The organism is Ruegeria sp. YTSA135 (assembly GCF_059610165.1).
The window spans coordinates 147,299-174,098 of record NZ_JBXWNC010000009.1; the positions used below are offsets into that span (position 1 = coordinate 147,299).

The 26,800-nt window shown below is 57.0% G+C and carries 28 protein-coding genes and 3 tRNA genes; 16 read left to right on the forward strand and 15 right to left on the reverse strand.

Going from position 1 to position 26,800, the window contains the following annotated elements; genetic code table 11:
* Positions 1 to 5: 5 nt before the first annotated feature.
* From AC2FIT_RS13770 to mraZ, 4 genes are read right to left on the reverse strand one after another with little or no spacing between them, the layout of a single operon-like run.
* Positions 6 to 1,793, reverse strand: a complete 1,788-nt coding sequence (locus tag AC2FIT_RS13770) for a peptidoglycan D,D-transpeptidase FtsI family protein (protein WP_496830333.1) — start codon at positions 1,791 to 1,793, stop codon at positions 6 to 8.
* Complete coding sequence (ftsL, locus tag AC2FIT_RS13775) at positions 1,790 to 2,158, reverse strand: cell division protein FtsL (RefSeq protein WP_496830335.1); 369 nt, start codon at positions 2,156 to 2,158, stop codon at positions 1,790 to 1,792. The genes AC2FIT_RS13770 and ftsL overlap by 4 nt, the downstream gene beginning before the upstream one ends.
* Positions 2,155 to 3,147, reverse strand: a complete 993-nt coding sequence (rsmH, locus tag AC2FIT_RS13780) for a 16S rRNA (cytosine(1402)-N(4))-methyltransferase RsmH (protein ID WP_496830337.1) — start codon at positions 3,145 to 3,147, stop codon at positions 2,155 to 2,157. Before rsmH ends, ftsL begins: the two co-directional genes overlap by 4 nt.
* 4 nt (positions 3,148 to 3,151) lie before the next feature.
* Positions 3,152 to 3,655: a division/cell wall cluster transcriptional repressor MraZ gene (gene mraZ, locus AC2FIT_RS13785; protein WP_496830339.1), complete on the reverse strand. Its 504-nt coding sequence runs from the start codon at positions 3,653 to 3,655 to the stop codon at positions 3,152 to 3,154.
* Positions 3,656 to 4,561: 906 nt separating this feature from the next.
* On the opposite strand from mraZ, the gene AC2FIT_RS13790 reads away from it, so the two are divergent.
* Positions 4,562 to 4,786, forward strand: coding sequence for a DUF1127 domain-containing protein (locus AC2FIT_RS13790; protein WP_496830341.1), 225 nt, complete (start codon positions 4,562 to 4,564; stop codon positions 4,784 to 4,786).
* On the opposite strand, the gene AC2FIT_RS13795 is transcribed toward AC2FIT_RS13790, so the two are convergent.
* Together AC2FIT_RS13795 and AC2FIT_RS13800 are read right to left on the reverse strand one after the other, a co-directional pair.
* Positions 4,783 to 5,277, reverse strand: a complete 495-nt coding sequence (locus AC2FIT_RS13795) for a hypothetical protein (RefSeq protein WP_496830342.1) — start codon at positions 5,275 to 5,277, stop codon at positions 4,783 to 4,785. The genes AC2FIT_RS13790 and AC2FIT_RS13795 overlap by 4 nt on opposite strands.
* A gap of 25 nt (positions 5,278 to 5,302) precedes the next feature.
* The gene (locus AC2FIT_RS13800; RefSeq protein WP_496830344.1) at positions 5,303 to 7,696 is read right to left on the reverse strand and encodes an ATP-dependent helicase; all 2,394 of its coding nucleotides are present in this window, start codon (positions 7,694 to 7,696) and stop codon (positions 5,303 to 5,305) included.
* A 343-nt stretch (positions 7,697 to 8,039) separates the two neighbouring features.
* Here AC2FIT_RS13800 and AC2FIT_RS13805 point away from each other — a divergent pair, with 343 nt between their 5' ends.
* Together AC2FIT_RS13805 and AC2FIT_RS13810 are read left to right on the forward strand one after the other, a co-directional pair.
* Complete coding sequence (locus tag AC2FIT_RS13805) at positions 8,040 to 9,176, forward strand: alpha-hydroxy acid oxidase (protein ID WP_496830346.1); 1,137 nt, start codon at positions 8,040 to 8,042, stop codon at positions 9,174 to 9,176.
* 145 nt (positions 9,177 to 9,321) lie between these two features.
* Positions 9,322 to 12,759, forward strand: coding sequence for a pyruvate carboxylase (locus AC2FIT_RS13810; protein WP_496830348.1), 3,438 nt, complete (start codon positions 9,322 to 9,324; stop codon positions 12,757 to 12,759).
* A 54-nt stretch (positions 12,760 to 12,813) separates the two neighbouring features.
* Here the strand turns inward: AC2FIT_RS13810 and AC2FIT_RS13815 are convergent, their stop codons facing one another.
* Positions 12,814 to 13,944, reverse strand: coding sequence for a hypothetical protein (locus tag AC2FIT_RS13815; RefSeq protein ID WP_496830350.1), 1,131 nt, complete (start codon positions 13,942 to 13,944; stop codon positions 12,814 to 12,816).
* Positions 13,945 to 14,029: 85 nt separating this feature from the next.
* Here AC2FIT_RS13815 and AC2FIT_RS13820 point away from each other — a divergent pair, with 85 nt between their 5' ends.
* Complete coding sequence (locus AC2FIT_RS13820; protein ID WP_496830352.1) at positions 14,030 to 14,413, forward strand: MAPEG family protein; 384 nt, start codon at positions 14,030 to 14,032, stop codon at positions 14,411 to 14,413.
* Positions 14,414 to 14,428: 15 nt separating this feature from the next.
* Here AC2FIT_RS13820 and AC2FIT_RS13825 read toward each other — a convergent pair whose 3' ends face one another.
* Positions 14,429 to 14,581, reverse strand: coding sequence for a hypothetical protein (locus AC2FIT_RS13825; protein WP_496830354.1), 153 nt, complete (start codon positions 14,579 to 14,581; stop codon positions 14,429 to 14,431).
* Between the two features lie 149 nt (positions 14,582 to 14,730).
* On the opposite strand from AC2FIT_RS13825, the gene AC2FIT_RS13830 reads away from it, so the two are divergent.
* The 3 genes from AC2FIT_RS13830 (at position 14,731) to AC2FIT_RS13840 (ending at position 15,862) form a co-directional block, all read left to right on the forward strand.
* Positions 14,731 to 14,805 (forward strand) — tRNA-Gly (locus AC2FIT_RS13830).
* A gap of 33 nt (positions 14,806 to 14,838) precedes the next feature.
* A tRNA-Gly gene (locus tag AC2FIT_RS13835) sits at positions 14,839 to 14,913 on the forward strand.
* A gap of 82 nt (positions 14,914 to 14,995) precedes the next feature.
* Positions 14,996 to 15,862: a GNAT family N-acetyltransferase gene (locus AC2FIT_RS13840; RefSeq protein ID WP_496830356.1), complete on the forward strand. Its 867-nt coding sequence runs from the start codon at positions 14,996 to 14,998 to the stop codon at positions 15,860 to 15,862.
* Here AC2FIT_RS13840 and AC2FIT_RS13845 read toward each other — a convergent pair.
* The gene (locus AC2FIT_RS13845) at positions 15,859 to 16,098 is read right to left on the reverse strand and encodes an Lrp/AsnC ligand binding domain-containing protein (protein ID WP_496830358.1); all 240 of its coding nucleotides are present in this window, start codon (positions 16,096 to 16,098) and stop codon (positions 15,859 to 15,861) included. The genes AC2FIT_RS13840 and AC2FIT_RS13845 overlap by 4 nt on opposite strands.
* Before the next feature lie 154 nt (positions 16,099 to 16,252).
* Between AC2FIT_RS13845 and hisB the strand changes: the two genes are divergently transcribed.
* On the forward strand, positions 16,253 to 16,840 hold the full coding sequence (gene hisB / locus AC2FIT_RS13850) for an imidazoleglycerol-phosphate dehydratase HisB (protein ID WP_496830360.1): 588 nt from the start codon (positions 16,253 to 16,255) through the stop codon (positions 16,838 to 16,840).
* Positions 16,841 to 17,479, forward strand: coding sequence for an imidazole glycerol phosphate synthase subunit HisH (hisH, locus tag AC2FIT_RS13855; RefSeq protein ID WP_496830362.1), 639 nt, complete (start codon positions 16,841 to 16,843; stop codon positions 17,477 to 17,479).
* Between the two features lie 3 nt (positions 17,480 to 17,482).
* On the opposite strand, the gene AC2FIT_RS13860 is transcribed toward hisH, so the two are convergent.
* Positions 17,483 to 17,884, reverse strand: a complete 402-nt coding sequence (locus AC2FIT_RS13860) for a DUF2147 domain-containing protein (RefSeq protein ID WP_496830364.1) — start codon at positions 17,882 to 17,884, stop codon at positions 17,483 to 17,485.
* Positions 17,885 to 18,019: 135 nt separating this feature from the next.
* Here AC2FIT_RS13860 and hisA point away from each other — a divergent pair, with 135 nt between their 5' ends.
* Positions 18,020 to 18,742 (forward strand): 1-(5-phosphoribosyl)-5-[(5-phosphoribosylamino)methylideneamino]imidazole-4-carboxamide isomerase, encoded by a 723-nt coding sequence (hisA, locus tag AC2FIT_RS13865; RefSeq protein ID WP_496830366.1) that lies wholly within the window; start codon positions 18,020 to 18,022, stop codon positions 18,740 to 18,742.
* Between the two features lie 332 nt (positions 18,743 to 19,074).
* On the opposite strand, the gene AC2FIT_RS13870 is transcribed toward hisA, so the two are convergent.
* Positions 19,075 to 19,521, reverse strand: coding sequence for a DUF302 domain-containing protein (locus AC2FIT_RS13870; RefSeq protein WP_068335749.1), 447 nt, complete (start codon positions 19,519 to 19,521; stop codon positions 19,075 to 19,077).
* 253 nt (positions 19,522 to 19,774) lie between these two features.
* On the opposite strand from AC2FIT_RS13870, the gene AC2FIT_RS13875 reads away from it, so the two are divergent.
* From AC2FIT_RS13875 to AC2FIT_RS13890, 4 genes are all read left to right on the forward strand, one after another.
* Positions 19,775 to 21,991: a fused MFS/spermidine synthase gene (locus tag AC2FIT_RS13875; protein WP_496830368.1), complete on the forward strand. Its 2,217-nt coding sequence runs from the start codon at positions 19,775 to 19,777 to the stop codon at positions 21,989 to 21,991.
* Positions 21,992 to 22,090: 99 nt separating this feature from the next.
* A complete protein-coding gene (hisF, locus tag AC2FIT_RS13880) occupies positions 22,091 to 22,852 on the forward strand; it encodes an imidazole glycerol phosphate synthase subunit HisF (protein WP_496830370.1) in 762 nt (253 codons plus the stop codon).
* Entirely contained in the window at positions 22,849 to 23,166 is a 318-nt protein-coding gene (locus AC2FIT_RS13885; protein ID WP_496830372.1) for a phosphoribosyl-ATP diphosphatase, read from the forward strand. Before hisF ends, AC2FIT_RS13885 begins: the two co-directional genes overlap by 4 nt.
* Positions 23,167 to 23,239: 73 nt before the next feature.
* Positions 23,240 to 23,806 carry a hypothetical protein gene (locus AC2FIT_RS13890; RefSeq protein ID WP_496830374.1) on the forward strand — a complete coding sequence of 189 codons (567 nt, stop codon included), beginning with the start codon at positions 23,240 to 23,242 and terminating at the stop codon, positions 23,804 to 23,806.
* 2 nt (positions 23,807 to 23,808) lie between these two features.
* Here AC2FIT_RS13890 and AC2FIT_RS13895 read toward each other — a convergent pair whose 3' ends face one another.
* The 4 genes from AC2FIT_RS13895 to rlmB all read right to left on the reverse strand — a co-directional run bounded on the left by AC2FIT_RS13895 (position 23,809) and on the right by rlmB (position 26,105).
* A complete protein-coding gene (locus AC2FIT_RS13895) occupies positions 23,809 to 24,279 on the reverse strand; it encodes a CoA-binding protein (RefSeq protein ID WP_496830376.1) in 471 nt (156 codons plus the stop codon).
* A 198-nt stretch (positions 24,280 to 24,477) separates the two neighbouring features.
* Positions 24,478 to 24,930, reverse strand: coding sequence for a YHS domain-containing (seleno)protein (locus AC2FIT_RS13900; RefSeq protein WP_496830378.1), 453 nt, complete (start codon positions 24,928 to 24,930; stop codon positions 24,478 to 24,480).
* Between the two features lie 106 nt (positions 24,931 to 25,036).
* Complete coding sequence (locus AC2FIT_RS13905) at positions 25,037 to 25,351, reverse strand: hypothetical protein (protein ID WP_496830390.1); 315 nt, start codon at positions 25,349 to 25,351, stop codon at positions 25,037 to 25,039.
* The gene (rlmB, locus tag AC2FIT_RS13910) at positions 25,332 to 26,105 is read right to left on the reverse strand and encodes a 23S rRNA (guanosine(2251)-2'-O)-methyltransferase RlmB (RefSeq protein ID WP_496830380.1); all 774 of its coding nucleotides are present in this window, start codon (positions 26,103 to 26,105) and stop codon (positions 25,332 to 25,334) included. The genes AC2FIT_RS13905 and rlmB overlap by 20 nt, the downstream gene beginning before the upstream one ends.
* Positions 26,106 to 26,220: 115 nt before the next feature.
* Here rlmB and AC2FIT_RS13915 point away from each other — a divergent pair.
* Positions 26,221 to 26,304 (forward strand) — tRNA-Tyr (locus tag AC2FIT_RS13915).
* Positions 26,305 to 26,475: 171 nt separating this feature from the next.
* On the forward strand, positions 26,476 to 26,787 hold the full coding sequence (locus AC2FIT_RS13920; RefSeq protein ID WP_496830382.1) for a hypothetical protein: 312 nt from the start codon (positions 26,476 to 26,478) through the stop codon (positions 26,785 to 26,787).
* The last annotated feature ends 13 nt before the right edge of the window (positions 26,788 to 26,800 follow it).

Consider the following 26,800-nt stretch of genomic DNA (forward strand, 5'->3'; position numbering starts at 1 on the left):
ACAGCCTAATTCGAGGTCAGGGTTATAGCAGCGCTCGCCTCAGGCTCAAGCCGGGGACGCAGGCCCAGTAATGGTGCAATGCGTCCAATCAACTCGGCGGCAACGGGAACCGCGGTCCAACCCGCCGTCCGACGCTTTTCACCATAGGCAACGATGGACGGTTCATCCAAGGTCACGATCAGCACATATTTGGGATCGTAAGCGGGGAAGAAGGTCGCAAAAGTGGCAATCACCTTGTCATCGTAATAGCCACCGCGCGGTTTGGGCTTGTCCGCCGTGCCTGTTTTGCCGGCCACATCGTATCCGGCAACATCGCCAAAGCTTGCAGTTCCATCCGTCACCACGCGGCGCAGCATATTCTGCGCTTGTTTGGCCGCGTTCTCTGACATGACGCGCGGGCCATATTGCGGCCCGTTCTTGCGCAGGATGGTCGGGCTGACATAGTAACCGCCATTGGCAATCGCCGCATACCCCGCGGCCAGATGCATCGGGCTGGTCGAAAGACCGTGGCCATAGGAAATGGTTACAGTGCTCAGTTCGCCCCATTTTTTGGGTTTGAGCGGTTCGCCGCCCGCTGCTTCGACGATTTCAAACGGCGTAGGTTCGAACATACCCAGCGCCTCAAGGAAATCCTGCTGGCGTTTTGCGCCGATCTGCAAGGCCAGCCGCCCGGTCCCCCGGTTCGAGCTGTGGACGATCACGTCCGCCACGCTAATCTTGCCGTAATTCTTGCCGTTGAATTCACCGATCGGGAAACGTCCGATCCGCATCGGACCCGAGGTATCGATGATCGTTTCGGAATTCACCAACCCCAACTGCACCGCCTGAGCGGCCGTGAAAATCTTGAAAACCGATCCCAGCTCGTAAACGCCCTGCACATAGCGGTTGAACAGCGGACTGTCCGACGGGTCAAAGCCCGATGTAGGCGGACGTGGGCGGTCGTTCGGGTCGAAAGACGGTAGCGAAGCAGCCGAGACGACCTCACCCGTGTGCGCGTTCATCAACACGGCGGACGCGCCCTTGGCATTCATGATCTTCATGCCGCCATACAGAACCTGCTCGACCGCAGCCTGAACTGTCAAATCCAGCGACAGCTGCAGAGGCTTGTTACCGTTGGCCGGGTCACGCAGATAGTCGTCGAATTGCTTTTCAACGCCCGCGACACCAATCACCTCGGCGGCGCTGACGCCTTCGCGACCAAAGCCCGAGCCGCCCAGAATATGCGCGGCCAGCTTGCCGTTGGGATAAAGCCGCATCTCACGCGGGCCGAACAGGATGCCCGGGTCGCCAATGTCATGGACGGCCTGCTTCTGTTCGGGCGAGATGCGTTTCTTAATCCACAGAAATTTACGATTTCCGGTGAAGTCTTTGATCAGGCGTTCTTTTTCAAGATCAGGGAAAATCGCAACCAGTTGATCAGCGGCGGCCTCGGGGTCGATCATCAAAGGCGGCTGCGCATAGACCGAGTAGGTATCCAGATTAGTCGCCAGTATGCGCCCCTCGCGGTCGACGATATTGGCGCGCTGCATGGCAATGGCGGCACCGGGGGCACTGGCCAGCGGCTCTTGCGCCTCGGACGTGGCGAGCATTCCCATGCGAACGCCAACGACCGAGAATGCGCAGAAAAAGAACAGACCCAACACCAAGAGACGCCCTTCAGCACGAGCGCGGGCGCGGTCTTTCATGTCTTCGTGACGCTGACGGATATTCTCACGCTCGATGGCCTTGGGGTTTTCGCCCCGCGCGCGGGCGTCAAGAATACGGGCCAGAGGGCGCAGCGGTGTCCGTGTCATGGAATCTGCACCTCACCCAGCGCCTGAGTGCTGGTAATGGCCTGTAACTCGATCGGATCAACGATGGGCAGGTCCGGGTCCTCGGCATAGGCAACCTGATCGGCCCGACCGAATTGTTCGGCACGCAGTGGAAACAAACCCAGACGTTCAAAGTTCAGATCCGCTAGTTCGCGCAGCCGGTCAGGCCGGTTGAGATACGCCCATTCCGCGTTCAATACAGCCAAACGCACCTGCGCGATCCCGATCTCGCGCTGCAATTTCTGTGTCTCCTTAACCACCTGCTGGGTACGGAAATTTTCCTGATATGCCCAAAGCGCCAGCCCGAACACGGACAAGGCCGTCAACACATACAAAACACTCTTCATTTCACCCTTCCCCCGAGTTGCGGCATCCCAACGGCACGGGCCTCAATTTCCCCCGCCGGAGCTTCTGTCCGCACCGCGACACGCAGCTTGGCCGAGCGCGCACGCGGGTTTTCCTGCAATTCCTGCGCATCCGGTCCAATGGCCTTGCGTGTTTTGAGCGTGAATTGCGGCTGTTCCTGCTCCACCTCGGGCGCATAACGGTTGGCCCGCCCCGTCTTGCCCGCACGTGACTGAAAGAATCGTTTGACCATCCGGTCCTCGATCGAATGAAAAGTTACAACAGCCAACTGCCCACCGGGTTTCAATGCCCGTTCGGCGGCCATAAGACCTTGAAACAACTCTTCATATTCTGCGTTTACTGCAATCCGAAGCCCCTGAAAGCTGCGCGTCGCTGGGTGTGACTGGCCCGGTTTCGAGCGTGGTAGGCAAGATTCGATGATTTCGACCAAACGCAGAGTCGTGGTGATCGGCTCCTGTGCCCGCGCCTTCACTATGGCCTTTGCAATCCGGCGGCTCGCGCGCTCCTCGCCGTAGTAAAAAAGAATATCAGCCAACTGCGCCTCGGTCGCCGTGTTGACAAGATCAGCGGCACTTTCGCCTTCCTGGCTCATCCGCATATCAAGCGGACCGTCTTTCATGAAAGAAAACCCACGCTCGGCCTGATCCAACTGCATGGATGACACGCCAAGGTCCAACACCACTCCGTCCAGGTCCAAAGCGTATTCATCCAAACGCGAAAAAACGCCTTGTTGCATCACCAGCCGGTCGCCATAGGCAGACGCCCACGCTGCAGCCATTTCAAAAGCCAAAGGATCACGATCAACGGCGATAACTTTGTCAGCCCCAGCGTCCAACAGGCCGCGTGTGTACCCGCCCGCACCAAAGGTGCCGTCCAGCCAAACTCCCGACACCGGCGCAACGGCGGCCAGCAAAGGGCGCAGCAGAACAGGGATGTGAGGTTTTTCAGAAGGGGTTTCAGCGTCGGCCATGCCGCTACGCCTCCCCGACGCCATCTAGGAATTCGAGGGGGTCAAAGTCCTCAGGCTGTTCATCCAACCATTCCTCAGCTGCTGCAAGCTCTTCCGACTCGTAAGTTTCAGGCTTCCAAATCTGAAACGTGTCGCCAGCAGCAATAAAAAATGCCTCGCCCTTAAGCCCGATCTTGGTTCGCAGCTTGGCCGGTAGAACAAGACGTCCTGTCTCATCGACTGTGGTGGGAAAAGACTGCCCGTGAAACATGCGCTGCAGCATTTTTCGTTGCATTGAGCCGCGCGGCAGAGCATCAATCTTCTCATCGACCTCGTCAATCGCCTGCATGGTATAGCATTCAAGGAATTTCCGCCGGTGGTCGCCATAGACGATCACGAGCTCTGGATTGTCGCCGGGCTGCCAGTTTGGGTCTGAAGATTCAAGTACACGGCGAAAAGAGGCCGGGATCGAGACCCTGCCCTTCGTATCCACCTTGTGGTGGCTTTCACCTCTGAACCTGCGCGCCAAGACGACTGTCCCTTTCGCTTGCGCCCCACCAAATCTTCACGTCCCCCCGGATGAAAAACGGCGGGTTGATCTGCTGCCACTGATCAACCCGCCGCATTAACCCGCTGTGCGGGATGTCCAGCTGCGCGCGCCACCTGGGGGGATGTCTGCTCGCCCGCGCGCCGGATCTCTGAGTGATGAAAGCGAGATGCCTGTATGAAACCTGTTTTTTTGGTTCGGGGTCGTTTGGCGCCCCATGTGCCTCGTCCTCATCTTATGTTCAAGGGATGACATGGGAATTCATGGAAATCAACAGAAACTTTTACCCACAGCTTCAGACGTTGCAACATAACCAAAGGCGATCCAAAAGAAAACTAACCTAATTCGACCATATTTGGTTATTCATTACTTAGCTTGCACAACTTGTAGTGACTTTGAGTGCCAACCCTACATTTCCCATAATTTCCCACTTTTTTTGAGTCATCATGAGAATCTCCTACTCAATTGTTCAAAACTGCCCCCAAATGCGCCGAATCACCCCTAGGCCAACGCGCGCAGACAGCAAAACACCAGACTCTCAAGACATGCCCATAATTTCCCATACAGACAGCTGCCCACACCGATGCGAAATTTCGCGTTCAATCGGATTCTCAATTTGCCCAAATTTCAAAGCAACCTGCGCAAAGAAAAAGCAATCTTTAACTCCCCGGTTGCCGCAAGCATTTGCGTTAACTGCATGGATTGGCCTAAAACCTATATTTTAAAGGCACTTATGTCCATTTGCGACCAACGCGTTGATATCTATGCATTTGCTGCATAGCAGCATTGACTATGTAGGCTGTTGTGCAAGCGCAGCATTCCCTTATCTTCAGTCTCAAGCAAACGCCGGAACACATTGGCAAGAACGAAACTTATCGGGTAACGCAGATGGCAGCAGCAACTCATCAAACCGTACTTAAAGGCGCACCGGCGACTGGCTTACCGTCACTGATCGACGTCGCGAAAGCCCACTTCCTCCGGTACCGCATCTACCGTCAAACAGTTAACGAACTGTCCGCATTGTCGAACCGCGAGCTGGCCGATCTTGGTCTGCACCGTTCGATGATCCGTCGGATGGCAATGCAGGCGGCAGAAGACTACGTCGCGTCCTAGGCGCGCACTGACATAACAAGATCAGGTCCTTCTCCTCCCTTTTGGACCTGTACTTCAGCGGCGATATCTCTCCTCCTCCCTGATATCGCCGCAATTATACCGGCCCAGGATGCCGGACACTGACACACCGGGTACTCCTCCTCCCTTTCCCGGTGTTGAAAGAGCGCGGCGACGTCTTCCTCCTCCCTGACGTCGCCGCGTCTTCGACATACCGGGATCAGACCCGGAAGCTGATACATCAGGGCTCTCCTCCTCCCTGCCTTGATGTTGAAAGCGCGCGGCGGCACCTCTCCTCCTCCCTGGCGTCGCCGCGACTTACAAATACCGGGATCAAACCCGGGTTCGGATACATCGGGTCTTCTCCTCCCTATCCCGATGTTGATAAGAACGGCGGTTCCCCTCCTCCTCCCTGGGAACCGCCGTTTTTCATTCCTCGGGCACGAAAGAGGCGCCACGGCCAATGCCGGGCGCCTATAAAATAAGTCGAGCATGTGCCGTCAGGCACATTCCATTTGGTTAAAACGGCACGTCGTCTTTGGCGGACAGGAACCGCGAGACCACTTTTTTGATCCCCGCCTTGTCGAAATCCACTTCGACCTTGTCGCCTTCGATACCGATTACCGCACCATACCCGAATTTCTGGTGAAACACGCGCTCACCCATCGTAAAGCTGGCCACGGCAGTTGCGTCGATCACCGTATTGCGGCTTTCGCGCGGCTGAGAGGTTCCATACTGCCCTTGTCGCGCCTGCATCCGCCTCCACCCCGGAGAGTTATAGACATTCGCTTCAGCCGCGCGGGTTTCGATCCCAGTCGTGGGTTGACCACCGCCGTAAAGCCCCGGAGGTGTTAGCACCTCAACATGATCCTCGGGCAATTCGTCGATAAACCGTGACGGCATTGCATTCTGCCATTGCCCAAACACGCGCCGGTTCGCCGCGAAAGATACAGTGCAGATTTCTTCCGCGCGGGTGATGCCCACATAGGCCAAACGCCGCTCTTCTTCCAAACCCTTGATTCCGGATTCGTCCATAGACCGCTGCGAAGGGAACAGCCCGTCCTCCCACCCCGGCAGGAATACGGCTGGAAACTCCAACCCTTTGGCTGCGTGCAAGGTCATGATCGAGACTTTAGCCCCGTCGCCCTCTTGTTCATTGTCCATGACCAGGCTGACATGCTCAAGAAAGCCTTGCAGGTTTTCGAAATTGTCCAGCTGGTTGACCAGTTCCTTCAGGTTTTCCAGCCGCCCCGGAGCTTCGGGTGTTTTCTCGTTCTGCCAATGGGCGGTGTAACCGGATTCATCCAAGATGATCTGCGCCAGCTCGATATGCGAGACCTCAGGCTCTCCGAACCGCATCGGGGCGCCATCATCAATGACCGAGTCATCGTCGACCTCGATCCGAGGCCCGCGCGTCATCGCGTTCCACCGCGCCAGCCCGTCGATCAACTCGCGCAGCGCTTTACCGCCCTTGCCCTTGATCAACCCATTGTCGACCGCAATACGCGCGCCGTCGACCAGTGACACGCCATGCTCGCGCGCAGTCATTTGGATCGTCTGCTGCGCCTTGTCGCCGAGACCCCTTTTCGGAGTATTTACGATCCGCTCGAACGCCAGATCGTCGCCGGGGCTGACCACCAGCCGGAAATAAGCCATGGCATCGCGAATTTCCAACCGCTCATAGAACCGGGGGCCGCCGATTACCTTATAGGGCAGGCCGATGGTCAGGAACCGGTCCTCAAACGCGCGCATCTGGTGCGACGCACGGACCAGAATGGCGATTTCATCCAGCCCAATGGGCCGCACACCGCGCGTCCCGCCCTGCATCGCGTCGATCTCTTCACCGATCCAGCGGGCCTCTTCCTCGCCATCCCAATGACCGATCAGCCGAACCTTTTCGCCCTCTTCAGCGTCTGTCCAAAGCTCTTTACCCAGACGGCTTTCATTGCCTCGGATCACGTTCGATGCTGCGGCCAGAATATGCGGGGTCGAGCGATAGTTCTGCTCCAACCGAACCACATAGGCACCGGGAAAATCCTTTTCGAAGCGCAGGATGTTGCCCACTTCGGCCCCGCGCCAGCCATAGATCGACTGGTCGTCATCGCCTACGCAACAGATATTCTTATGCGCCCCGGCCAGAAGGCGCAGCCATAGATACTGCGCGACGTTAGTATCCTGATACTCGTCCACAAGGATAAACCGGAACCAACGCTGGTATTGCTCCAGCACATCCTGATGTGTCTGGAAAATCGTAACCATGTGCAGCAGCAAGTCGCCGAAATCCACTGCATTCAACTCGCGCAGCCGGGTCTGGTACTGCGCGTAAAGCTCAATACCCTTGTTGTTATAGGCCCCGGCATCAGCCACAGGCACCTTGTCGGGTGTCAACGCGCGGTTCTTCCAGTCGTCGATGATCCCGGCAAGCATTCGCGCGGGCCAGCGTTTATCATCAATGTTCGCCGCCTGTACCAACTGCTTGAGCAAGCGCAGTTGATCGTCCGTATCGAGAATCGTGAAGTTGGATTTCAGATCGACTAATTCAGCATGGCGGCGCAGCAGCTTGACGCAGATCGAATGAAATGTTCCCAGCCACGGCATTCCTTCCGCCGGCTGCCCAAGCAATCGACCGACCCGCTCTTTCATCTCACGAGCAGCTTTGTTGGTGAAGGTCACGGACAGAATCTCGTTCGGACGCGCGCGACCAGTACTGAGAAGATGCGCAATCCGGGCCGTCAGCGCCTTGGTTTTGCCCGTACCCGCGCCAGCCAGCATCAGAACTGGCCCCTCCAACCGCTCGACTGCTTCGCGTTGGGCCGGGTTCAGTTCATTCAGATACGGCGTGGGGCGTGCAGCCATGGCACGCGCGGATAACGATGCGCCCTCAAAGGCGTCCATTTCGTCGAAACTGCTCATTTGCCCAAACTACGCTGGAAACGCCGCAAGGGAAAGGGTTTGTTCACGGCTTGTTCACACAACACTCAAAAAAAAACCGTCGCATTTCTGATCAATACACCGGGTTTTGCCTGCACCTATTTCACTCCCTTTGCGCCGGAGTACTTGACGGGCTTGGGTTCTGCCAGCAGGCGCGCATAAATCTCTGGGCTATGCATAACAGGTCGAACAGCACCCGGTTTCACCCTGCCTCCGTCGGCACAGTGTCTTGACATCAATCGCCCAAAGGCCCGCTCGTGCATCCTTTCTGGTGGCAGCAGTCTGAAAACCTTGCAGAATCGCGCAACAGGTCGGATCAATTCATATGGACCTTCACAGCTCATTCCCCGGCATTGCCGACCTGAAGCGCCATGCCCGGCGCAGGGTGCCGCATTTTGTATGGGAATACTTGGCAAGCGGCACCGGGACCGAGGCCACTATGCATCGAAACCGGGCTGCGCTGGATGATGTCGAATTTCTGCCTTCGATCCTGCATGGCCCAATCGAATGTGAGACTGGCACGCGGTTCCTTGGTAATGACTTTCCACTGCCCTTCGGTATTGCACCTATTGGGATGTCAGGGCTGATCTGGCCGAATGCGGAACAATTGCTGGCGCAAGCCGCCGCAAAGGCGGGCGTGCCCTATACCCTGTCGACCGTCGCCAGTCAGAGCCCCGAGGACATGGCACCGCATATCGGACAGAGTGCCTGGTTTCAGCTTTATCCGCCAAAAGATCCCAAAATCCGTACTGATATGCTGAACCGCGTCAGAAGTGCTGGATTCACGACACTTGTGTTGACCGTCGATGTTCCTGTCGCCTCTCGTCGGGAACGGCAGGTGCGATCCGGCCTGACCAATCCGCCGCGACTCACCCCGAGGCTACTGGCCCAGATTGCCCTGCGTCCGACCTGGGCCTTGGGGATGGCGCGAAACGGGATGCCGCGAATGCGGACGTTGGACAAGTATATCGACAACCACAGCGCCCGCTCGCCAACGGCACATGTCGGTTACCTGCTGCGCACCTCACCGGATATGGATTACGTGAACTGGCTGCGTGACGCGTGGGATGGGCCTTTCATTGTAAAAGGTGTGATGCGCGCAGAAGACGCTGACCGGCTGCAACGGGCAGGAGTTGACGCAATCTGGGTTTCGAATCACGGTGGCAGGCAGTTCGATGGCGCCCCGGCCAGCATTTCCGTGCTGCCTGCCATTCGCGCGGCCACGAACCTGCCGCTTATCTTTGACGGTGGCGTCGAAGGCGGTCTGGACATTCTGCGCGCGCTGGCGCTTGGAGCAGATTTTGTCATGCTGGGGCGCGGTTTTCTCTATGGCCTCGCTGCTTTGGGGGCACGTGGACCGGCCCATGTCATCGACATTCTACGGCAGGATTTGCAGGCGAATATGGGGCAGATGGGGTTGGCGCAACTGGATCAGATAAAGACACATGATCACGCCAATTGATGCTGCAACGCAGAGCGGGTAAGAAGTTACCGCTAACAAGCGGCGTTTGCGAGCGTTAACATGCCGGTTCTACCCAGAACGACTGATATACGAGCGCCTATTGTCCACCTATGACACGGCCAAACAAAAAAGACCGGGACCCGATATGACCGATTTCAAGAAGATATTGATAGCCAACCGCGGCGAGATTGCGATTCGCGTGATGCGCGCGGCGAATGAGATGGGTAAGAAGACCGTCGCGGTTTACGCCGAGGAGGATAAGCTGGGCCTGCACCGGTTCAAGGCGGATGAGGCGTATCGGATTGGTGAGGGGATGGGTCCTGTTGCGGCGTATCTGTCGATTGACGAGATCATCCGCGTGGCCAAGCAATGTGGTGCGGATGCGATCCATCCGGGTTACGGGTTGCTGTCGGAAAACCCTGATTTCGTGGATGCCTGTGTTCAGAATGGCATCACCTTTATAGGTCCCCGCGCCGAGACCATGCGCGCGCTTGGTGACAAGGCCAGCGCACGGCGGGTTGCGATTGCGGCAGGGGTTCCGGTGATCCCGGCGACCGAAGTTCTGGACGATGACATGGACGCGATCCGGGCCGAAGCCGCGGAAATCGGCTATCCGCTGATGCTCAAGGCGTCGTGGGGCGGCGGTGGGCGCGGCATGCGCCCGATCCAGTCCGAGGATGAGCTGGAGGAAAAGGTTCTGGAAGGCCGCCGCGAGGCCGAGGCCGCCTTTGGCAATGGCGAAGGCTATCTGGAAAAGATGATCACCCGCGCCCGCCATGTCGAGGTGCAGATCCTGGGCGACAAGCATGGTGAGATTTTCCATCTGTATGAACGCGACTGCTCGGTTCAGCGTCGGAACCAAAAGGTCGTCGAACGAGCGCCTGCCCCGTATCTGAGCGAAGAGCAACGCGCCGAGATCTGTGAACTGGGCCGAAAGATCTGCGCCCATGTGAACTATGAATGCGCGGGCACCGTCGAGTTCCTGATGGATATGGAAACCGGCAAGTTCTACTTCATCGAGGTGAACCCGCGCGTGCAGGTGGAACACACCGTCACCGAGGAAGTCACCGGCATCGACATCGTTCAGGCGCAGATCCTGATCGCCGAGGGCAAGACGCTGGCCGAAGCCACCGGAGCCGCCAGCCAGGCGGATGTGCATCTAAACGGCCATGCGCTGCAGACCCGGATTACCACCGAGGACCCGCAGAACAACTTCATCCCCGACTATGGCCGCATCACCGCCTATCGCTCGGCCACCGGCATGGGTATCCGTCTGGATGGCGGTACGGCCTATGCAGGGGGCGTGATCACCCGGTATTATGACTCGTTGCTGACCAAGGTCACGGCATGGGCGCCGACGCCCGACAAAGCCATCAGCCGGATGGACCGTGCGCTGCGCGAGTTCCGCATTCGCGGCGTCAGCACCAATATCGACTTTGTCATCAACCTGCTGAAGCACCCGACCTTCCTGTCGAATGAATACACCACCAAGTTCATCGACACGACGCCGGACCTGTTCACCTTCAAGCGCCGCCGCGACCGGGGCACCAAGGTGCTGACCTATATCGCGGATATCACCGTGAACGGGCACCCCGAGACCAAAGACCGGCCCGAGCCACGCGCCGACCTGAAAGAGCCCAAGCCCCCTGCGCTCAAGGCCGAACCCCAGATGGGCACCCGCAACCTGCTGGAGCAAAAGGGCCCGCAGGCCGTGGCCGACTGGATGAAGGCGCAGCGGCAATTGCTAATCACCGACACCACCATGCGCGACGGGCACCAATCGCTGCTGGCGACGCGGATGCGCTCGATCGACATGATCCGCGTGGCGCCCAGCTATGCCGCCAACCTGCCGCAGCTATTCAGTGTCGAATGCTGGGGCGGCGCGACGTTTGATGTGGCCTACCGGTTCCTGCAGGAATGCCCCTGGCAACGTCTGCGCGACCTGCGCGAGGCGATGCCGAATCTGATGACCCAGATGCTGCTGCGCGGGGCAAACGGCGTTGGCTATACCAACTACCCCGACAACGTGGTGCAGGAATTCGTGCGTCAGGCCGCGCAGAATATCGACGTGTTCCGCGTGTTCGACTCGCTGAACTGGGTCGAGAACATGCGCGTGGCGATGGATGCGGTGATCGAGAACGGCAAGATTTGTGAGGGAACGGTTTGCTATACCGGTGATATCCTCGACCCGGACCGTGCCAAGTATGACCTGAAATACTATGTCGGCATGGCCAAGGAGCTTCGCGACGCAGGGGCGCATGTTCTGGGCCTGAAGGACATGGCGGGCCTGCTGAAACCGGCCTCGGCTAAAATCCTGATCCGCGCGCTGAAAGAAGAGGTCGGGCTGCCGATCCACTTCCACACCCACGACACGGCGGGTATCGCCAGCGCGACCATTCTGGCCGCGTCCGAGGCAGGCGTTGACGCGGTGGATTGCGCGATGGATGCATTCTCGGGCAACACATCCCAGGCAACGCTGGGCACCGTGGTCGAGGCGCTGCGCCATACCGAGCGGGACACCGGTCTGGACATCAAGGCGATCCGCGAGATCAGCGACTATTTCGAGGCGGTGCGCGGCCAGTACGCGGCGTTCGAATCCGGCCTGCAGGCCCCGGCCTCCGAGGTGTATCTGCATGAGATGCCGGGCGGTCAGTTTACCAACCTCAAGGCACAGGCGCGCAGCCTCGGGCTGGAAGAACGCTGGCACGAGGTCGCTCAGATGTATGCCGATGTGAACCGGATGTTCGGGGATATCGTCAAGGTAACGCCGTCTTCCAAGGTGGTTGGCGACATGGCGTTGATGATGGTCAGTCAGGGCCTGACGCGTGCGGACGTTGAGAACCCCGGCACGGATGTGGCCTTCCCCGACTCGGTCATCGACATGATGCGCGGCAATCTGGGCCAGCCTCCGGGCGGGTTCCCCGACACCATCATCAAGAAGGTGCTGAAGGACGAAGCCCCCAACACCGAGCGCCCCGGCAAGCATGTGCCGCCCGTCGACCTTGAAGCCACCCGCGCCGAGCTTTCCGGACAATTGGAAGGGATGCAGGTCGATGACGAGGACCTGAATGGCTACCTGATGTATCCCAAGGTGTTTCTGGATTACATGGGCCGCCACCGGATCTACGGACCGGTCCGCACCCTGCCGACCAAGACCTTCTTCTACGGTATGGAACCGGGTGAAGAGATCACCGCCGAGATCGATCCCGGCAAGACGCTGGAAATCCGTTGTCAGGCCATCGGCGAGACCGACGAAAAGGGTGAGGTCAAAGTGTTCTTCGAACTCAACGGTCAGCCTCGCGTGATCCGAGTGCCGAACCGGATGGTCACATCGGCCACGCAGGCGCGACCCAAGGCCGAAGTCGGTAACCCCAACCATGTGGGCGCACCGATGCCTGGTGTGGTTGCAACAATCGCCGTGACAGCCGGTCAACAGGTCAAGGAAGGCGACATGCTGCTGACCATCGAAGCCATGAAAATGGAAACCGGCATCCACGCCGAGCGTGACGCAACGGTCAAAGTCGTCAACGTCCAGCCCGGCGGCCAAATTGACGCAAAAGACCTGCTGGTTGAACTGGAATAGACTAAAAAAGGCGCGCAAACTGCGCGCCTTTTCACTTTTGGGCGAGTGCAGGTATCAGCCGTCGACGACCTCATCTTCCGCTGTCGCCTCTGTGCTTGCCTCAACAGAGGTTTCGTCAAGTTCTTCGGGCTCAGGCAACCCCAGAAGGTCATGCAACTCGTCCATCGCATCAGGCGACAATTCGCGACCGCCAGTTAGCGTGTCGAAAGTCTCTTGCGGGTCTGCCGCGTCGGCCAGATTGTCTTCAGCATCCTGAACCGCCTGCTCAGCATCGGCCACTGCATCGTTGTACTTGTCTTCTGCTGTGATGCCCTGCTCAATCTCATCTTCGGTCGGCGCGAACTGTTCCTCAATTTGCTCACCGGTCAAACTTTGCAGATCCGATAGTTCGGTTTGCTTCTTGCTCAGATCGGCAGTTGCGTCTGGGTACCCCAAAACACTTTGTTGATATGCGTACAACTTGCCAGGCATACTATTGGGCGCGGCATTTTTAAGCGCCGTTTGGCTCGCATGCGCTGCATTGAGCGACTTCAGCTCGGAAGCGATTTTTCCATGTTTGTTAGGTGGAACGGCTTCCTCATCGAGTGCGACTACGGCTTTGGGCTTCGCGTGCGTCACCGTCTTGGGCTGGTTTTTTTTGCCCGTCACTATTTTTTCAATCTTGGTTATAAAGCCTGGCTTATTTCGATTTGAACTGCGGGATTTCGCAGTTTTTTGACGATCAGTTTTCTTGAGCCCCAATTTCCCCAACAGGCCCTTGCCCGTGCCGGTTGATTTCGTGCCTGAGTTGCCCTTGGCTTTTACACCCTGCTCTCCGGATTTTCCGCTGGCCTGGCTTCCACCATTGCCCTTGTCGCCACCATTTCCCTTACCGCCGCCGTTACCACCACCGTTACCGCCGCCGTTACCACCACCGTTACCGCCGCCATTGCCGTTCTTGGCAATGGCCATATCCGGTGCCGCGACAACAGCTACAAAACTGACTGCCCCAATCAGCATCAAAGATGTCGCGAACACGCGCGTTATCAGAAGAATTCGTGTCATTTTCTCAATTGTCCCTTTCATCAACGGCAGCAGGAGCCAAGTACATGAAGTGAATATTCTCAAAGAAAGTGACATTGGAATTTGGCAAAACCGCGGCGGAAATTTGTCCAGCCGTGACAGGTTTGAAATCTCAAAAATCACACTTTCCGAATGGACTGGAACAGGTTGAAAAACCGATTAAAGTTTCAAAAAAAGTGCAGCTTTTCCTGATCGAACGGAGGCAATTATGCTGACCATATCCCCCATCTACGCCGCGCTGTTGGCAATCCTGTACATCGCCCTCAGCGCAAGGGTAATCAGTCAACGCTTGAGCGACAAAATCTCGTACGGCGACGGGGGCAGCAAGAACATGATCAAGGTCATCAGAACGCATTCCAACTTCGTCGAATACACGCCTTTTGCGTTGCTACTGATCGCCATGGCCGAACTGCAAAACGCAGGAGGCTTTCTCTTGAATATGCTTGGGCTGACATTGCTAGCCGGTCGTGTTTTTCACGCATATGGCTTTGGCCGCACCCCTCAGATCGTGATTTTACGCCGCATGGGAATGCTGCTGACATTCACCGCCATACTGGTTGCTGCCATTGCGAACCTCATGCTGGCGCTGTGACGTGCGTGGCGGGGCTTACCCTGCCAAAATCCGCGTCTCAATCGGTGGGGCTTGCATGAGGGTCAGTTCCAGCTTGACCACCTCGTTCTCATCCCGGACACAAATCACGGTTGTCAGCAAGATTAGTGCCGCCAAAAGGGCCGTTTTTATATCTGCACTGCGTGTCATCTTCCTCTCCTCAAACCGGCCAACTCAACAACGGTCATAGCCTTAAACGTGTGGCGCGGGGATTTCCGTCGAAAGATTTTTCTGCCTTTTTGTGTTTTTCCGCTTGCAGGCTTGCGTGGGAATTTATACATCCCTCCTCACTCAACGGCGCGGGCGTAGCTCAGGGGTAGAGCATAACCTTGCCAAGGTTAGGGTCGGGCGTTCGAATCGCCTCGCCCGCTCCATTGAGAGGTCTTTGGACCACATATGTATCTGATGCGGGCGTAGCTCAGGGGTAGAGCATAACCTTGCCAAGGTTAGGGTCGGGCGTTCGAATCGCCTCGCCCGCTCCAGATACCAACACTCCAATATAGCCTAGCGTATACGCTGTCATTGCGCCATTCTGGCAGTATTGCGTAATACAGGACATTCGCCTTGTCTGAATATGTCATCCGCCCTTTAACTGCTGATGAACTACAGATAGCTGTAGATTGGGCCGGACGCGAGGGGTGGAACCCCGGTCATCATGATGCCGCATGTTTCCACAGCACCGATTCCGGCGGGTTTCTGGGCGGTTTTCTGGATGGTGAGATGATCGCCTCAATCTCTGTCGTCCGCTACGACGATACATTTGCATTTCTTGGGTTCTACATCGTTCGGCCCGAGTTTCGCGGTTCTGGCCACGGGCTGAAAATCTGGCGGCATGCGCTGGCAAATTGCAATGCGCTCAACATCGGGTTGGATGGGGTCGTCGATCAGCAACACAACTATCGCAAGTCGGGCTTTGCCTTTGCCTACAACAACTATCGTTTCTCCGGAACTGCAATGGACATACTGGCCAAACTGGAAACAGGGCCGGTTGCTCAGATTTCTGAGCTTTCCAGCGTTTCAGATGACCTGCGGGTTTATGATCGCAGTCTGTTCCCCGCGCCGCGCGATGCATTTCTTGAACATTGGCTGAGCGCATCAGGCCACGTCTCAAAGGTGTATATCGATAGTGGCAGGATCAGTGGGTATGCCACACTGCGCCCCTGCCTGAATGGGTACAAGGTTGGCCCCCTGTTTGCGGATACAGGCAAGATCGCAAAGGCGTTGCTTGGCGCAGTTCTTGCCGCGCTTCCTGAGAGACACGGCGCGCACGAGGTATTTGTGGACATGCCTCAGCCCAATGCATCGGCCATGGCATTGGCGGACGAACTTGGACTGAGCAAAGTGTTTGAAACGGCGCGGATGTATTCGAATCACGAACCAGATATCGACCTGAACCGCATCTTTGGCGTTACGACGTTTGAGCTGGGCTAGAACGCCTTGAACGTCATCGTGGTCAGGGACCGTTCGATATCTGGAATCACCAAAAGGTTTTCCGTGATGAAATGCCCCACATCCTTGTCTTCGGGGATGTAGAGTTTCAGCAGCAGGTCGTATTCACCGCTGGTCGAATAAAGCTCGGAGTGGATTTCGCGCAAGGCGATTTCTTCAGCGACCTTGTAGGTGGTGCCGGGTTTGCAGCGGATCTGGATGAAAACGCAGGTGGACATGGGCCGTGCCTTGTTGGTTGAATTGCTGGCAGGCTGGCATGGGGCGCGCGCGGGCGCAATCCCCTGCAACAGTTTGCGCTGATTACCACGTGCGGTCTGGATAAGCCGCCCCAACCCCGTCTATAAGCGCGCCTGTAGCAAAAGGAATTCGCCCATGCGCAGCGCAAAGATCAGCCGTCAGACCGCCGAAACCGAAATCTCGGTCGAGGTCAATCTGGACGGCGCAGGCATATATGACAACCAGACCGGTGTCGGGTTTTTCGATCATATGCTGGACCAGCTTGCGCGCCATTCACTGATCGACATGACGATCCGCGCCAAGGGTGATTATCACATCGACGATCACCACACGGTCGAGGATACCGGCATCGCGCTGGGTCAGGCTTTGACACAAGCCCTGGGCGACAAAAAGGGTATCCGTCGGTATGGCGAGTGCCACCTGCCCATGGACGACGCGCAGGTTCGCTGTGCGCTGGACCTGTCAGGCCGCCCATTCCTGATCTGGAACGTGGACCTGCCGACACCCAAGATTGGCTCGTTCGATACCGAATTGGTGCGCGAGTTTTTTCAGGCGCTCAGCACCCATGGCGGCATCACACTGCATGTCGACCTGTTGCACGGCTTCAACAGCCACCACATTGCCGAGGCTGCCTTTAAGGCCGTGGCCCGTGCCCTGCGCCAGGCGGTTGAGACTGACCCGCGCAAGGCAGATGCGATTCCCTCCACTAAGGGCGCGCTGTAAATGCTGACAGCCATCATTGATTACGAGAGCGGCAACCTGCACTCGGCCGAAAAGGCATTTCAACGCATGGCGCGCGAAATGGATGCGGGTGAGGTCGTTGTGACCTCGGACGCGGATGTTGTTGCGCGTGCCGACCGGTTGGTTCTGCCGGGCGACGGTGCTTTTCCGGCCTGCGCCGCCGAATTGCGCGGACATAAAGGCATCTATGACGCCATGGTTGAGGCGGTCGAACAAAAAGGCCGACCGTTTCTGGGAATCTGCGTCGGTATGCAACTTATGGCCACGAAGGGCCATGAATACTGTGAAACGGACGGGCTGGGCTGGGTCGCTGGCGATGTGGTGCGGATTGAACCGTCAGACAAAGCGTTGAAAGTCCCCCATATGGGTTGGAACGATCTGGTGCTGGAAAGCGACCACCCGGTGTTTAGCGGGGTCAACTCTGGCGATCACACCTATTTTGTCCACTCCTACCACTTCCGGGTGAAAAACCCGGCTGAACGGTTGGCTTACGTGGATTATGGACAGGAGGTCACGGCCGTGATCGGCCGCGACACGATGGTTGGCATGCAATTCCACCCCGAGAAAAGCCAGGATGTGGGTCTGCGTATGATCGGGAATTTCCTGACCTGGATTCCTTAAAGCTTATTGAACGCGTGTCCAGGTCTGTCCGCGGCAGATCAGGCCACCGGCGACACAACCCTTGACAGTCAGCTCGTTCTGGCCGTCCAGCGCCATTTTCGAATTATAGGTCTTGTCCCGGTCCGGGGCCCAGATATTGCCATCGTCATAGCTGCCGCCGCCTTCGGGGATCATATCCCAGATGATCTGCTTGCCCAGATTCTCATAGTCCAACTGCTCGTTCCCATCCGCGTCGAAGGCGGTATCAATGGTGCCACAAATGGCGCTGCCGCATTCGGCAATCGTGACGTGCAGATACCCGCCGGTATCCCCCGGTGCGGTCCTCCACAGCCCGTCGACAGGATCGGCTGCCAAGGCGGTTGTTGCCAGCACTGCCAAACCCGCTGCAAAAGTAAATGTCTTCATGAGTGTCTCCCTGTATTGTGGCCAGTCTGGCCCGCCATTCGCCACCGGGCAAGATTGACTTTGCGTCGCGTTGCATCCCCTGCCCTGCATGTGCGATATGCCGCGCGAGTAACCTCTGACATAGGGCCGCATAATATGATCCTCTACCCCGCCATCGACCTGAAAGACGGCCAAGCCGTGCGCTTGCTGCGCGGTGAAATGGATAAGGCCACCGTTTTCAACGACGACCCGGCCGCGCAGGCCCGTGCCTTTGTTGACGCAGGGTGCGAATGGCTTCACCTTGTAGACCTGAACGGTGCCTTTGCAGGCGAGCCGGTGAACGCCGCGCCGGTTGAAGCAATTTTGAAGGCCTGCAAAGTTCCCTCACAGCTTGGGGGCGGCATTCGTGACATGGCCACGATCGAGACTTGGATCGATAAAGGTCTGGCACGCGTCATTCTGGGTACAGTGGCAGTTGAGAACCCCGACCTCGTGCGAGAGGCTGCAAGAGCCTTCCCGGGCAAAGTTGCCGTCGGCATCGACGCGCGCAATGGCATGGTTGCCACCAAAGGCTGGGCCCAAGAAACCAACGTGCAGGTCACCGATCTGGCGCGCAGCTTCGAGGATGCGGGCGTTGCCGCCATCATCTATACGGACATCAACCGCGATGGTGCGATGCAGGGTCCAAATGTCGAAGCTACCGCAGACCTGGCGCGCGCTGTATCGATTCCGGTGATCGCTTCGGGTGGCGTTTCATCGATCGCTGACCTGATCGCGCTGCGCGATTGTGGCGCAGCTTTGAATGGTGCGATTTCGGGCCGTGCGCTCTATGATGGTGCGATTGACCTGAAAGAGGCGTTGTTTACGCTAAAAAGCTAATCCTGACCGTGACACCGGGTTGGAACATTTGCTCCCCCTGCCCCCAACGGCTTGGAAAGAATGTCTCGGCTTTACCAGAGTGCGGTTCTTTCAAGCAGGAAAGGTAGAATTTCCAACGATCAGCTTAGCGCGCGCCCGTGCAGACAGCGTTCTTTGGCTTGAGTGATTCATCAGCGCCGGATTTGCCGCCCTCAAGGTAAGCTGTCATTTTCCCCTGCGTGCGACGATTCCCGCAAGGCCCGATAAACGAAAAAGCCCCATAGTCCTGCAATCAAGCAGATTTCGAAGGGTGGGCTGTGCCAACAAGCCGTGTTGCCAGCACAGTCGATCAACTATTCCGCCGCGATAGACGTCAGCTTTGCCAGCGCCCCCCGCATCTTTTCAATGACCGGGGATGCATCAACACCGTCTAGATCATCCATAGTCTCTTTGGGGTCTTCATAGGCCAACCAAACCTGACCGTTTTCGTCCTCGTATGCCTGCACTTTCAGCGGCAAGAATAATCCTGCACGCGGATCAATCTGCATAGCGGGCGTACCCATCGCGGGGTTGCCGAAGATCAGCACTTGATTGGCTGGAATGGTCAGCCCAACCTTTTCGGCCCCAGCTGCGTGATCAATGCGTGCAAAAACGGTTGCACCCGCATTACCAACAGCGTCCTCAAACGCATCCAGCGCCTCTGACACCGATTTGTCTGTGCTAACCTTGATGATATCGTCTGCCATCGCTGCGACGGTTCCTCCTAAAACGAAAACAGTTGCCAAAATGAAACTGCGCATCTCATTAATCTCCCGCTGAATTTGGGTGTAAACTTCCCGGGTTTGAATGGCCTTGCAATCACAAGTCCGGCATCATCGACGCGGTGTTTACCTCTGCTGTCATCTGATTGACCCACCCAAGAAAACTGGCCCTCGAATCGATCTCAGATCGTAAACAATTTTGGTCAAACTTGCAGAATTTGCACAGATCGGTCGCGAAAAGGTCAAATTCCGCGCCTACCGCTGAACCGTACCCCATAGCCGGAGTTTTGCCGTGTCTATTTCAAATGTTTCGCAACCTACAGAAAACTGGCGTTATCTTGCTCCGGTTATCAGTTTCTGCGTGACGATTTTTGTCAGCGCCAGCCTTTTGTTTTTTGTGCAGCCACTGTTTGCGAAACTTGTCTTGCCGAAAATTGGCGGCACACCTGCGGTCTGGACAACAGCGATGCTGTTCTTCCAGCTGATGCTTATCTTGGGGTATTTGTACGCTCATGTGCTGACACGATGGCTCGGTCTTCGGTGGCAGATTGTGACACATCTGGCCCTTTGGGTTTTGGCGCTCAGTTTTTTGCCTCTTGCCACGCAAGACGATTGGAGGTTCGATCCCTCGGCCTCGATCGCCCTTCAAACCCTTCTGGTCTTCGCGGTCGGTGTGGGGGTACCGTTTGCGGTGCTGTCAGCGAATGCACCATTGCTACAAGCCTGGTATTCACGCTCGGGCGGTCCGTCGGCCAATGATCCGTATTTTCTGTATGCGGCCAGCAACGTAGGGTCTTTACTGGCCCTGTTGGCGTTTCCACTTATTGCCGATCCATTTTTTGGTGCTCAGGACATCAGCCTGTTCTGGTCCGTTGGGTTTGTCGCATTCGGGCTTCTCATGGCGGTCAGCGGCATGTTTGCCCTGAAAGGCGCAAACAAACCTGTCGCAACACAGAACACACCTTCCGCTAGCGACAGGCTGAGCTTCGGGGCAATCATCGGCTGGGTCTTCATTGCCTTCATCCCCTCGTCCCTGATGTTGGCCACCACAACCAAACTCAGCATCGACCTTGGTGCTATTCCCCTGATCTGGGTTGTGCCACTAGCGACGTATTTACTGACGTTCATCCTGGCCTTTGCTAAGTGGCGTCGCTTAACCCTGAACGGGTTAAAGATGCCGGTTTTGATCGCACTGGCATTAGGTGTCGTGCTGCTGTCCAATACTCTGTCCGCGCACAAGCCACCCGTCGTTATGGCCTTGTATATTCCTATTCTCTTTTTGATTGCTTTGTTTGCGCACCGGTTGCTGTATGAGTTTCGCCCACCGGCCCAGCATCTTACTGTGTTTTATCTGGCACTTTCAGTTGGCGGCGCTTGTGGCGGGCTTTTCAACTCAATCATCGCACCTGCCGTTTTCAACCGCGAGATCGAATTCGCCGTCACCCTAATCCTGACCGGAGGCCTGTTCTTGCTGCAATCGGGGAAGTTCAATCCGCGCCACGTTGCACTGGGCATAGTCCTCTCGTTCCCTCTGCTGTTCATGACTGGCGCTCTGAAGCTGAGCTTTCAATTCGAGTCCCGGACACTCGCGTTTGTCGCAGTTACAGCCGTTGTCGCTGCGGTTTTGCTTATGTTCAGAGGAAATCCGACCCGCTTGGCGACCGTTTTGCTGATCGTTCTGGTACCAACGCTCTTTTCCAAGCAAGACAGCCATTTCCGCGACCGCAGCTTTTTTGGAACCCACGATGTTTTTGATTTGGGCGAGTTCCGCGTCTACAAGAACGGCACCACAATGCATGGTTGGCAAAAACGAACGCCCCCCGGCACACGACCAGTTGCGTTGTCGTATTACCATCCGAACGGACCGATGGCCGAAGTTCTCACATCGGATTACGGCGTCAACTCCAGCAATATCGCCATTGTTGGTCTCGGGACTGGCGCGTTGTCCTGTTACGGCCAGCCGCATCAGACATGGGATTTCTTCGAGATCGACCAAACCGTCGACCGTATCGCTCGTGATCCAGAGCTGTTCACCTATCTGTCCGAATGCGCCCCAACTGCCGAGACGCATCTTGGCGATGCCCGGATCGTGCTGGAACATCAAGCATTTGATTTTGATATCATGGTGCTGGACGCCTACAGCTCTGATGCAATCCCCCTGCACCTGATCACCCGTGAAGCGATCGAAATTTACCTGCGCCATTTGAACCAGGATGGCGTTTTGGTTTTCCATATCTCGAACCAATACTACGACCTGTCCCCGCAACTGGCCCGGTCTGCCGCCGCACTTGACCTTTTCGCTGCACTCCAAAGGGACAAAGTCGGAAAGCAGGAAAAAAAGCAGGGCGCATCCGATACACATGTGGTTATCCTGAGCCGTGACAAAAGCCGCATCGACGCGTTTGTCGAAGAGGGAGAGTGGCAGCCTTTGGTTGCAGACGGTCGGATTCCTTGGACAGATGACAAGGCCAACCTGTTGTCAGCCCTCAAGATACTGCACACCGACTGATTGAAGGTCATGCAACCTGCGTTTCGCCGGTGTCGCGCCGTTCGGCACTGGCATCGGCGGGGCTTTGTCGGTACAGGTGCGGCAACAAAGGATGCCGCCATGCTGAAAACCCGCATCATTCCCTGTTTGGATGTCGCTGATGGCCGTGTGGTCAAAGGCGTGAACTTCGTGGGCCTGCGTGACGCAGGCGACCCGGTGGAATCGGCCAAGGCCTACGACGCCGCCGGCGCGGACGAGATTTGTTTTCTGGACATTCACGCCACCCACGAAAACCGAGGCACCATGTTCGACGTGGTTCAACGCACGGCCGAGCAATGTTTTGTTCCCCTGACTGTAGGCGGCGGCGTGCGCACCAAGGAAGATGTTCGGGCCCTGCTTCTGGCCGGAGCGGACAAGGTAAGTTTCAATTCTGCCGCAGTGGCAAATCCGGACGTGGTCGCCCAGGCAGCGGATCAATTTGGCAGCCAATGCATCGTCTGCGCCATCGACGCCAAGACCGTCAGCCCCGGTAAGTGGGAAATTTTCACGCATGGTGGCCGCAAGCCCACCGGGATCGACGCCGTGGAGTTTGCCAAAACCGTTGTCGCCAAAGGCGCGGGTGAAATCCTGCTGACCTCAATGGACCGAGACGGCACCAAGGCCGGGTTTAACCTGCCGCTGACACGCGCCATCTCGAATGCGGTGGATGTGCCCGTGATCGCTTCGGGCGGGGTGGGCAATCTGGATCATCTGGTCGAAGGCGTGACACAAGGTGGCGCAAGCGCGGTTCTGGCGGCCTCGATCTTTCACTTCGGCGAATATACGATCCGTGAAGCCAAGGAACACATGGCTGCTGCGGGCATCCCGATGAGGTTAACATGAGCATTCTAAGCGATCTCTCCACCACCATCGAGGCCCGCAAGGATGCTGATCCCGACTCCAGCTGGACCGCCAAATTGTTGGCAAAAGGTCCCGAAAAATGTGCCGAAAAGTTCGGAGAGGAAGCCGTCGAAGCCATCATCGAAGCCGTCAAGGGTGACAGGGCGGGCCTGACAGCCGAAGCGGCGGATGTGCTATATCACTTGCTGGTCATGCTGGCGGCACGCGATGTGGCACTGGATGACGTCCTGGCCGAGTTGGAACGGCGGCAAGGGGTCAGCGGCATCGCTGAAAAAGCTGCGCGCTCCAAGGGCTGAACGACAGGGTTCCGTCAACTCGTCCTCGCCTTTATGATCAGGTTTCACAGTCAACGGATCATAGGGCCAAGGGATGATCAGGATTATGGCAGCTATGCTGGCCTTTGCGACGCTGACCGCATGCGCGTCCCCGCCCCCGTCATCCGGGGACGAAGTGCAGCGACTCGCCAGTGAAATCCTCAGCCTTGGGCCGGATGTTGACCCGGAAGAAGCAAACCGTGCCTCTCAGATCGCCTATTCCTATACGGAGCAACTGGTGCAGGAATACCAAATCACTGACCCCCCGTTGATCCACAATGCCAAAGTCAACAAGGGTCTGCGCCCTCGAGGGCTGTGCTGGCACTGGGCCGAGGATATTGAGCGCCGCCTCACGCAAGAGAACTTCCAGACGCTCGAATTACATCGCGCCATCGCCAATGCGGACAACCCGTTCAGGATCGACCACAGCACCACCATTATCAGCCGCAGAGGCGAAACAATGTATGACGGCGTGGTGCTTGATCCCTGGCGGTACGGTGGGGTTTTGTTCTGGTCTCCGCTGGTGGAGGACACGAAATATGAATGGGTACCGCGTGACGCCGTGTTGCAGCAACGCCGCGTCGAGCAATATGGTGAGCTTTTACCCTATGTCAGTGAATAAGATCAGATTTTGGAAGAGATCACGCCGGTTGCAAATCCACCCATGCGCAGCTCACCAAACAGGCGTTGATATTCGATTTTTGGGCATCTGTTCATAATCACGTCCATACCCTGACCTTGCGCCTTGGCGGCGGCATCGGCGTTTTCCACCCCGATCTGCATCCAAACTGTGCGTAGTTCGGGAAGCACGTCCAATGCTTCGTTGACGATCGGCGACACCGCCTCGGACCGGCGGAAGATATCGACCATATCAACCGGCTCGGAAATCTCGGACAATGAGGCGCGCACGGTCTGACCGAACAACTCTTTCCCCGCATGGCCCGGATTGACCGGGATAACCGTAAACCCTTTCAACGATAGATACCGCGCCACGTAATAGCTTGGCCGCACCGGATTCATCGACACACCAACCACAGCGACCACCTTGGTACGCTGCAGAACCTCTTTCAGATATTTATCAGGATACTCTGTCATGGCCGCACCATATTCTGGCAAACCAAAAGAAAAAAGCGCCCAGGCCGTGCCTGAGCGCCAGTTGTTGGAACGAGGGACAGTGAAATGACCCGCGGCAGTTCCGTTCCGCGGTCACTGTGTCATTTAGGCATATGATCAGAGAAAAAAAGAGGTTGAGCAAATTTTTGTGATGACAATTCACAAAAATCGACAATTTGCTCATTTGTTGTGAAGAATTCCGGGCCAATGCGCTTCGGCCTTGCGGATATATTCAGCCGAGTCGGTGCGCCACATCCGTTCAACTTCCAATGAATGGGTCATATACAGCCGTCCACCAACGACTTGCCAGGCCATCGGGTCAGAACCGGTCAGTGATCCGTGGGCCATCGCGTAAGCGCAGTAGCCACCGAACTGAGGCGCAAAGGCGCGTGGATCACGCTCGAATGCCTCACGGTTTTCGGCGGTTGCGAATTGCCATTTGGCCCCCCGCCACACAACTGCGTGTTCCGATTTTCCCTCTATCGGCGCATCTGCGTCAAAATAGGACACCACATCATAGCCTGCAATTGCCGCTCCCTCTGTAGCAAAGAAAAATGGCATCTCCTGCGCTGTGGCGGCAGGTACGATCATGGAGGCGGCCGCTGCGGCCAACAGAAAACGACGAGTAAGCATGGCGGGAATCAATTTGATCCTTTCAAATAATCACATTGCAATTCTTGCGCCTTTGCGAAACCCCCGTTAACGGGTTTGTGATCATTAGAACGACCCTGAGACCACTTTAATCAAAGATATCCTCGACAACATCCCACGCCTCTTCCAGCAAGCGCGAGAAGATGGCCCTTTTCTTCTTCTTTTTGTTCTTCCGGTATGCCGCTGGCGCTTTTTTGACGTCTCGTTTTATCTTTTCGTCGTTCAACTTTCGCTTGGGCACCATTTTGATGTCATGCAGCGGCGCCCCACAACTTGAACAGCTTAGTTCGTGGCGTTGCTGCCCTTTCAGAACCAATGCAGCGCGGGTCCCGCAGTAACAGCAGGTGACGATTTTGGACGGGCTGGGAATGGGGCTCTCCTGTCTACGTGTGCCTTGAGGCATATAGGGCGATTGCGGCTGCATTTGAGACGTTAAGCGACCCAAAACCCCCGGCTGCGTCGATTTTCACCAGTTGATCAACCGTTTCCTTCGTTTTTTGCCGCAGGCCCGGTCCTTCGGCCCCAAGCACCAGTGCAACCGGCTGATCCAGCTTGCCACCCAAGGCCGTTTCGATGGTCTGGTCGGCCTCACCATCCAGCCCCAGCACCAGAAAACCCATGTTTTGCAACTCAACAATCGTATCCGCCAGATTGCGGACCCGAAGATAGGGTTGACGCTCCAGCGCGCCGCTGGCGGTCTTGGCCAACGCACCTGTCTCGGGCGCCGAGTGGTGCCGTGTGCCGATGACTGCACTTGCCCCCAATACCTCGGCCGAGCGCAGGATCGCCCCGACATTGTGAGGATCTGTTACCCGGTCGAGCAAAAGCACGCGCGGATGCTCACGGCCAATGCAGTTTTCCGCCAATCCGCCCCACTCCAGAGGTTTGACCTCAAGAACGGCGCCCTGATGGACAGAGCCCGGATCAATCGGCGCAGTAAATTTGCGCGGATCAACCATTTCGGCCTCAATGCCTGCAAATTCAATGGCTTCGGCCAATTTATCCCGCGCATTCCGCGTGACGATCAGGCGCAACTTCTGCCGGTTAGGGTTCATCAACGCGTCGCGCACGGCGTGTATTCCGAACAGCCAGACGGTTTCCGCTGCAGCCGCCTTGCGCGCCTGTTCCTTTTCGACGACCCATTTGGGTTTCTTCATTTCATGGGCCTCCGGGCCGGGAATTCGGTTTCCTGCGTCAAAGCGAAATTTTCCTGTTGACGCTCCTTCAAGGCGCTAGTAATCACGCCTCCACGTCAGGTCAACGCCTGACAGTGGGCGACAGGCCGCAAGGTGTGGCAGGGGACTGTAACTCCCTCGCGGAGACGCACGCCTGGTTCGATTCCAGGGTCGCCCACCACTCAGTCCATTCCAAACCACTAGTCGAATGTGCCTTTCCAGTATTGACGACTTATCAGTGGGTTAGAGGGACGCAAACAGCGCAAGACCTCATAATAGGTCTCTGTTTTAAGCGGTTTTGGAGCATATACGGTAATCCGACCATATCGCGCCGTGGCGTTCGGTCTACAAGATGCGGCTCTTTACCGATTGCGATCTGACCTTCGTGTTGACCAATTCGGGCCATAACGGCGGTATCCTGAGCGAGCCCGGCCACCCCCGGCGCCATTTCCGTGTTGGCCACCGGCCCAAGGACGCCCGCTATGTCGACCCCGATACGTGGTTCGCCACGCATGAACCGACCGAGGGCTCATGGTGGACCGACTGGTCCCTCTGGCTCGCCGAGGCCTCCAGCGTTCAAACCGATCCACCTGATCTGGGCGCGCCAGCCGCCGGGTATCCCCCGCTCACGGATGCGCCCGGCACGTATATTTTCCAAAGCTGACCCCAGAAAGGTA

Coding starts and splice junctions, on each gene's coding strand:
- AC2FIT_RS13770 (WP_496830333.1), bottom strand. CDS start 1,793: ATGACACGGACACCGCTGCGCCCTCTGGCCCGTATTCTTGACGCCCGC.
- ftsL (WP_496830335.1), bottom strand. CDS start 2,158: ATGAAGAGTGTTTTGTATGTGTTGACGGCCTTGTCCGTGTTCGGGCTG.
- rsmH (WP_496830337.1), bottom strand. CDS start 3,147: ATGGCCGACGCTGAAACCCCTTCTGAAAAACCTCACATCCCTGTTCTG.
- AC2FIT_RS13790 (WP_496830341.1), top strand. CDS start 4,562: ATGGCAGCAGCAACTCATCAAACCGTACTTAAAGGCGCACCGGCGACT.
- AC2FIT_RS13795 (WP_496830342.1), bottom strand. CDS start 5,277: ATGCTCGACTTATTTTATAGGCGCCCGGCATTGGCCGTGGCGCCTCTT.
- AC2FIT_RS13800 (WP_496830344.1), bottom strand. CDS start 7,696: ATGAGCAGTTTCGACGAAATGGACGCCTTTGAGGGCGCATCGTTATCC.
- AC2FIT_RS13805 (WP_496830346.1), top strand. CDS start 8,040: ATGGACCTTCACAGCTCATTCCCCGGCATTGCCGACCTGAAGCGCCAT.
- AC2FIT_RS13810 (WP_496830348.1), top strand. CDS start 9,322: ATGACCGATTTCAAGAAGATATTGATAGCCAACCGCGGCGAGATTGCG.
- AC2FIT_RS13820 (WP_496830352.1), top strand. CDS start 14,030: ATGCTGACCATATCCCCCATCTACGCCGCGCTGTTGGCAATCCTGTAC.
- AC2FIT_RS13825 (WP_496830354.1), bottom strand. CDS start 14,581: ATGACACGCAGTGCAGATATAAAAACGGCCCTTTTGGCGGCACTAATC.
- AC2FIT_RS13845 (WP_496830358.1), bottom strand. CDS start 16,098: ATGTCCACCTGCGTTTTCATCCAGATCCGCTGCAAACCCGGCACCACC.
- hisB (WP_496830360.1), top strand. CDS start 16,253: ATGCGCAGCGCAAAGATCAGCCGTCAGACCGCCGAAACCGAAATCTCG.
- hisH (WP_496830362.1), top strand. CDS start 16,841: ATGCTGACAGCCATCATTGATTACGAGAGCGGCAACCTGCACTCGGCC.
- AC2FIT_RS13860 (WP_496830364.1), bottom strand. CDS start 17,884: ATGAAGACATTTACTTTTGCAGCGGGTTTGGCAGTGCTGGCAACAACC.
- hisA (WP_496830366.1), top strand. CDS start 18,020: ATGATCCTCTACCCCGCCATCGACCTGAAAGACGGCCAAGCCGTGCGC.
- AC2FIT_RS13870 (WP_068335749.1), bottom strand. CDS start 19,521: ATGCGCAGTTTCATTTTGGCAACTGTTTTCGTTTTAGGAGGAACCGTC.
- hisF (WP_496830370.1), top strand. CDS start 22,091: ATGCTGAAAACCCGCATCATTCCCTGTTTGGATGTCGCTGATGGCCGT.
- AC2FIT_RS13885 (WP_496830372.1), top strand. CDS start 22,849: ATGAGCATTCTAAGCGATCTCTCCACCACCATCGAGGCCCGCAAGGAT.
- AC2FIT_RS13890 (WP_496830374.1), top strand. CDS start 23,240: ATGATCAGGATTATGGCAGCTATGCTGGCCTTTGCGACGCTGACCGCA.
- AC2FIT_RS13895 (WP_496830376.1), bottom strand. CDS start 24,279: ATGACAGAGTATCCTGATAAATATCTGAAAGAGGTTCTGCAGCGTACC.
- AC2FIT_RS13900 (WP_496830378.1), bottom strand. CDS start 24,930: ATGCTTACTCGTCGTTTTCTGTTGGCCGCAGCGGCCGCCTCCATGATC.
- AC2FIT_RS13905 (WP_496830390.1), bottom strand. CDS start 25,351: ATGCCTCAAGGCACACGTAGACAGGAGAGCCCCATTCCCAGCCCGTCC.
- rlmB (WP_496830380.1), bottom strand. CDS start 26,105: ATGAAGAAACCCAAATGGGTCGTCGAAAAGGAACAGGCGCGCAAGGCG.
- AC2FIT_RS13920 (WP_496830382.1), top strand. CDS start 26,476: ATGCGGCTCTTTACCGATTGCGATCTGACCTTCGTGTTGACCAATTCG.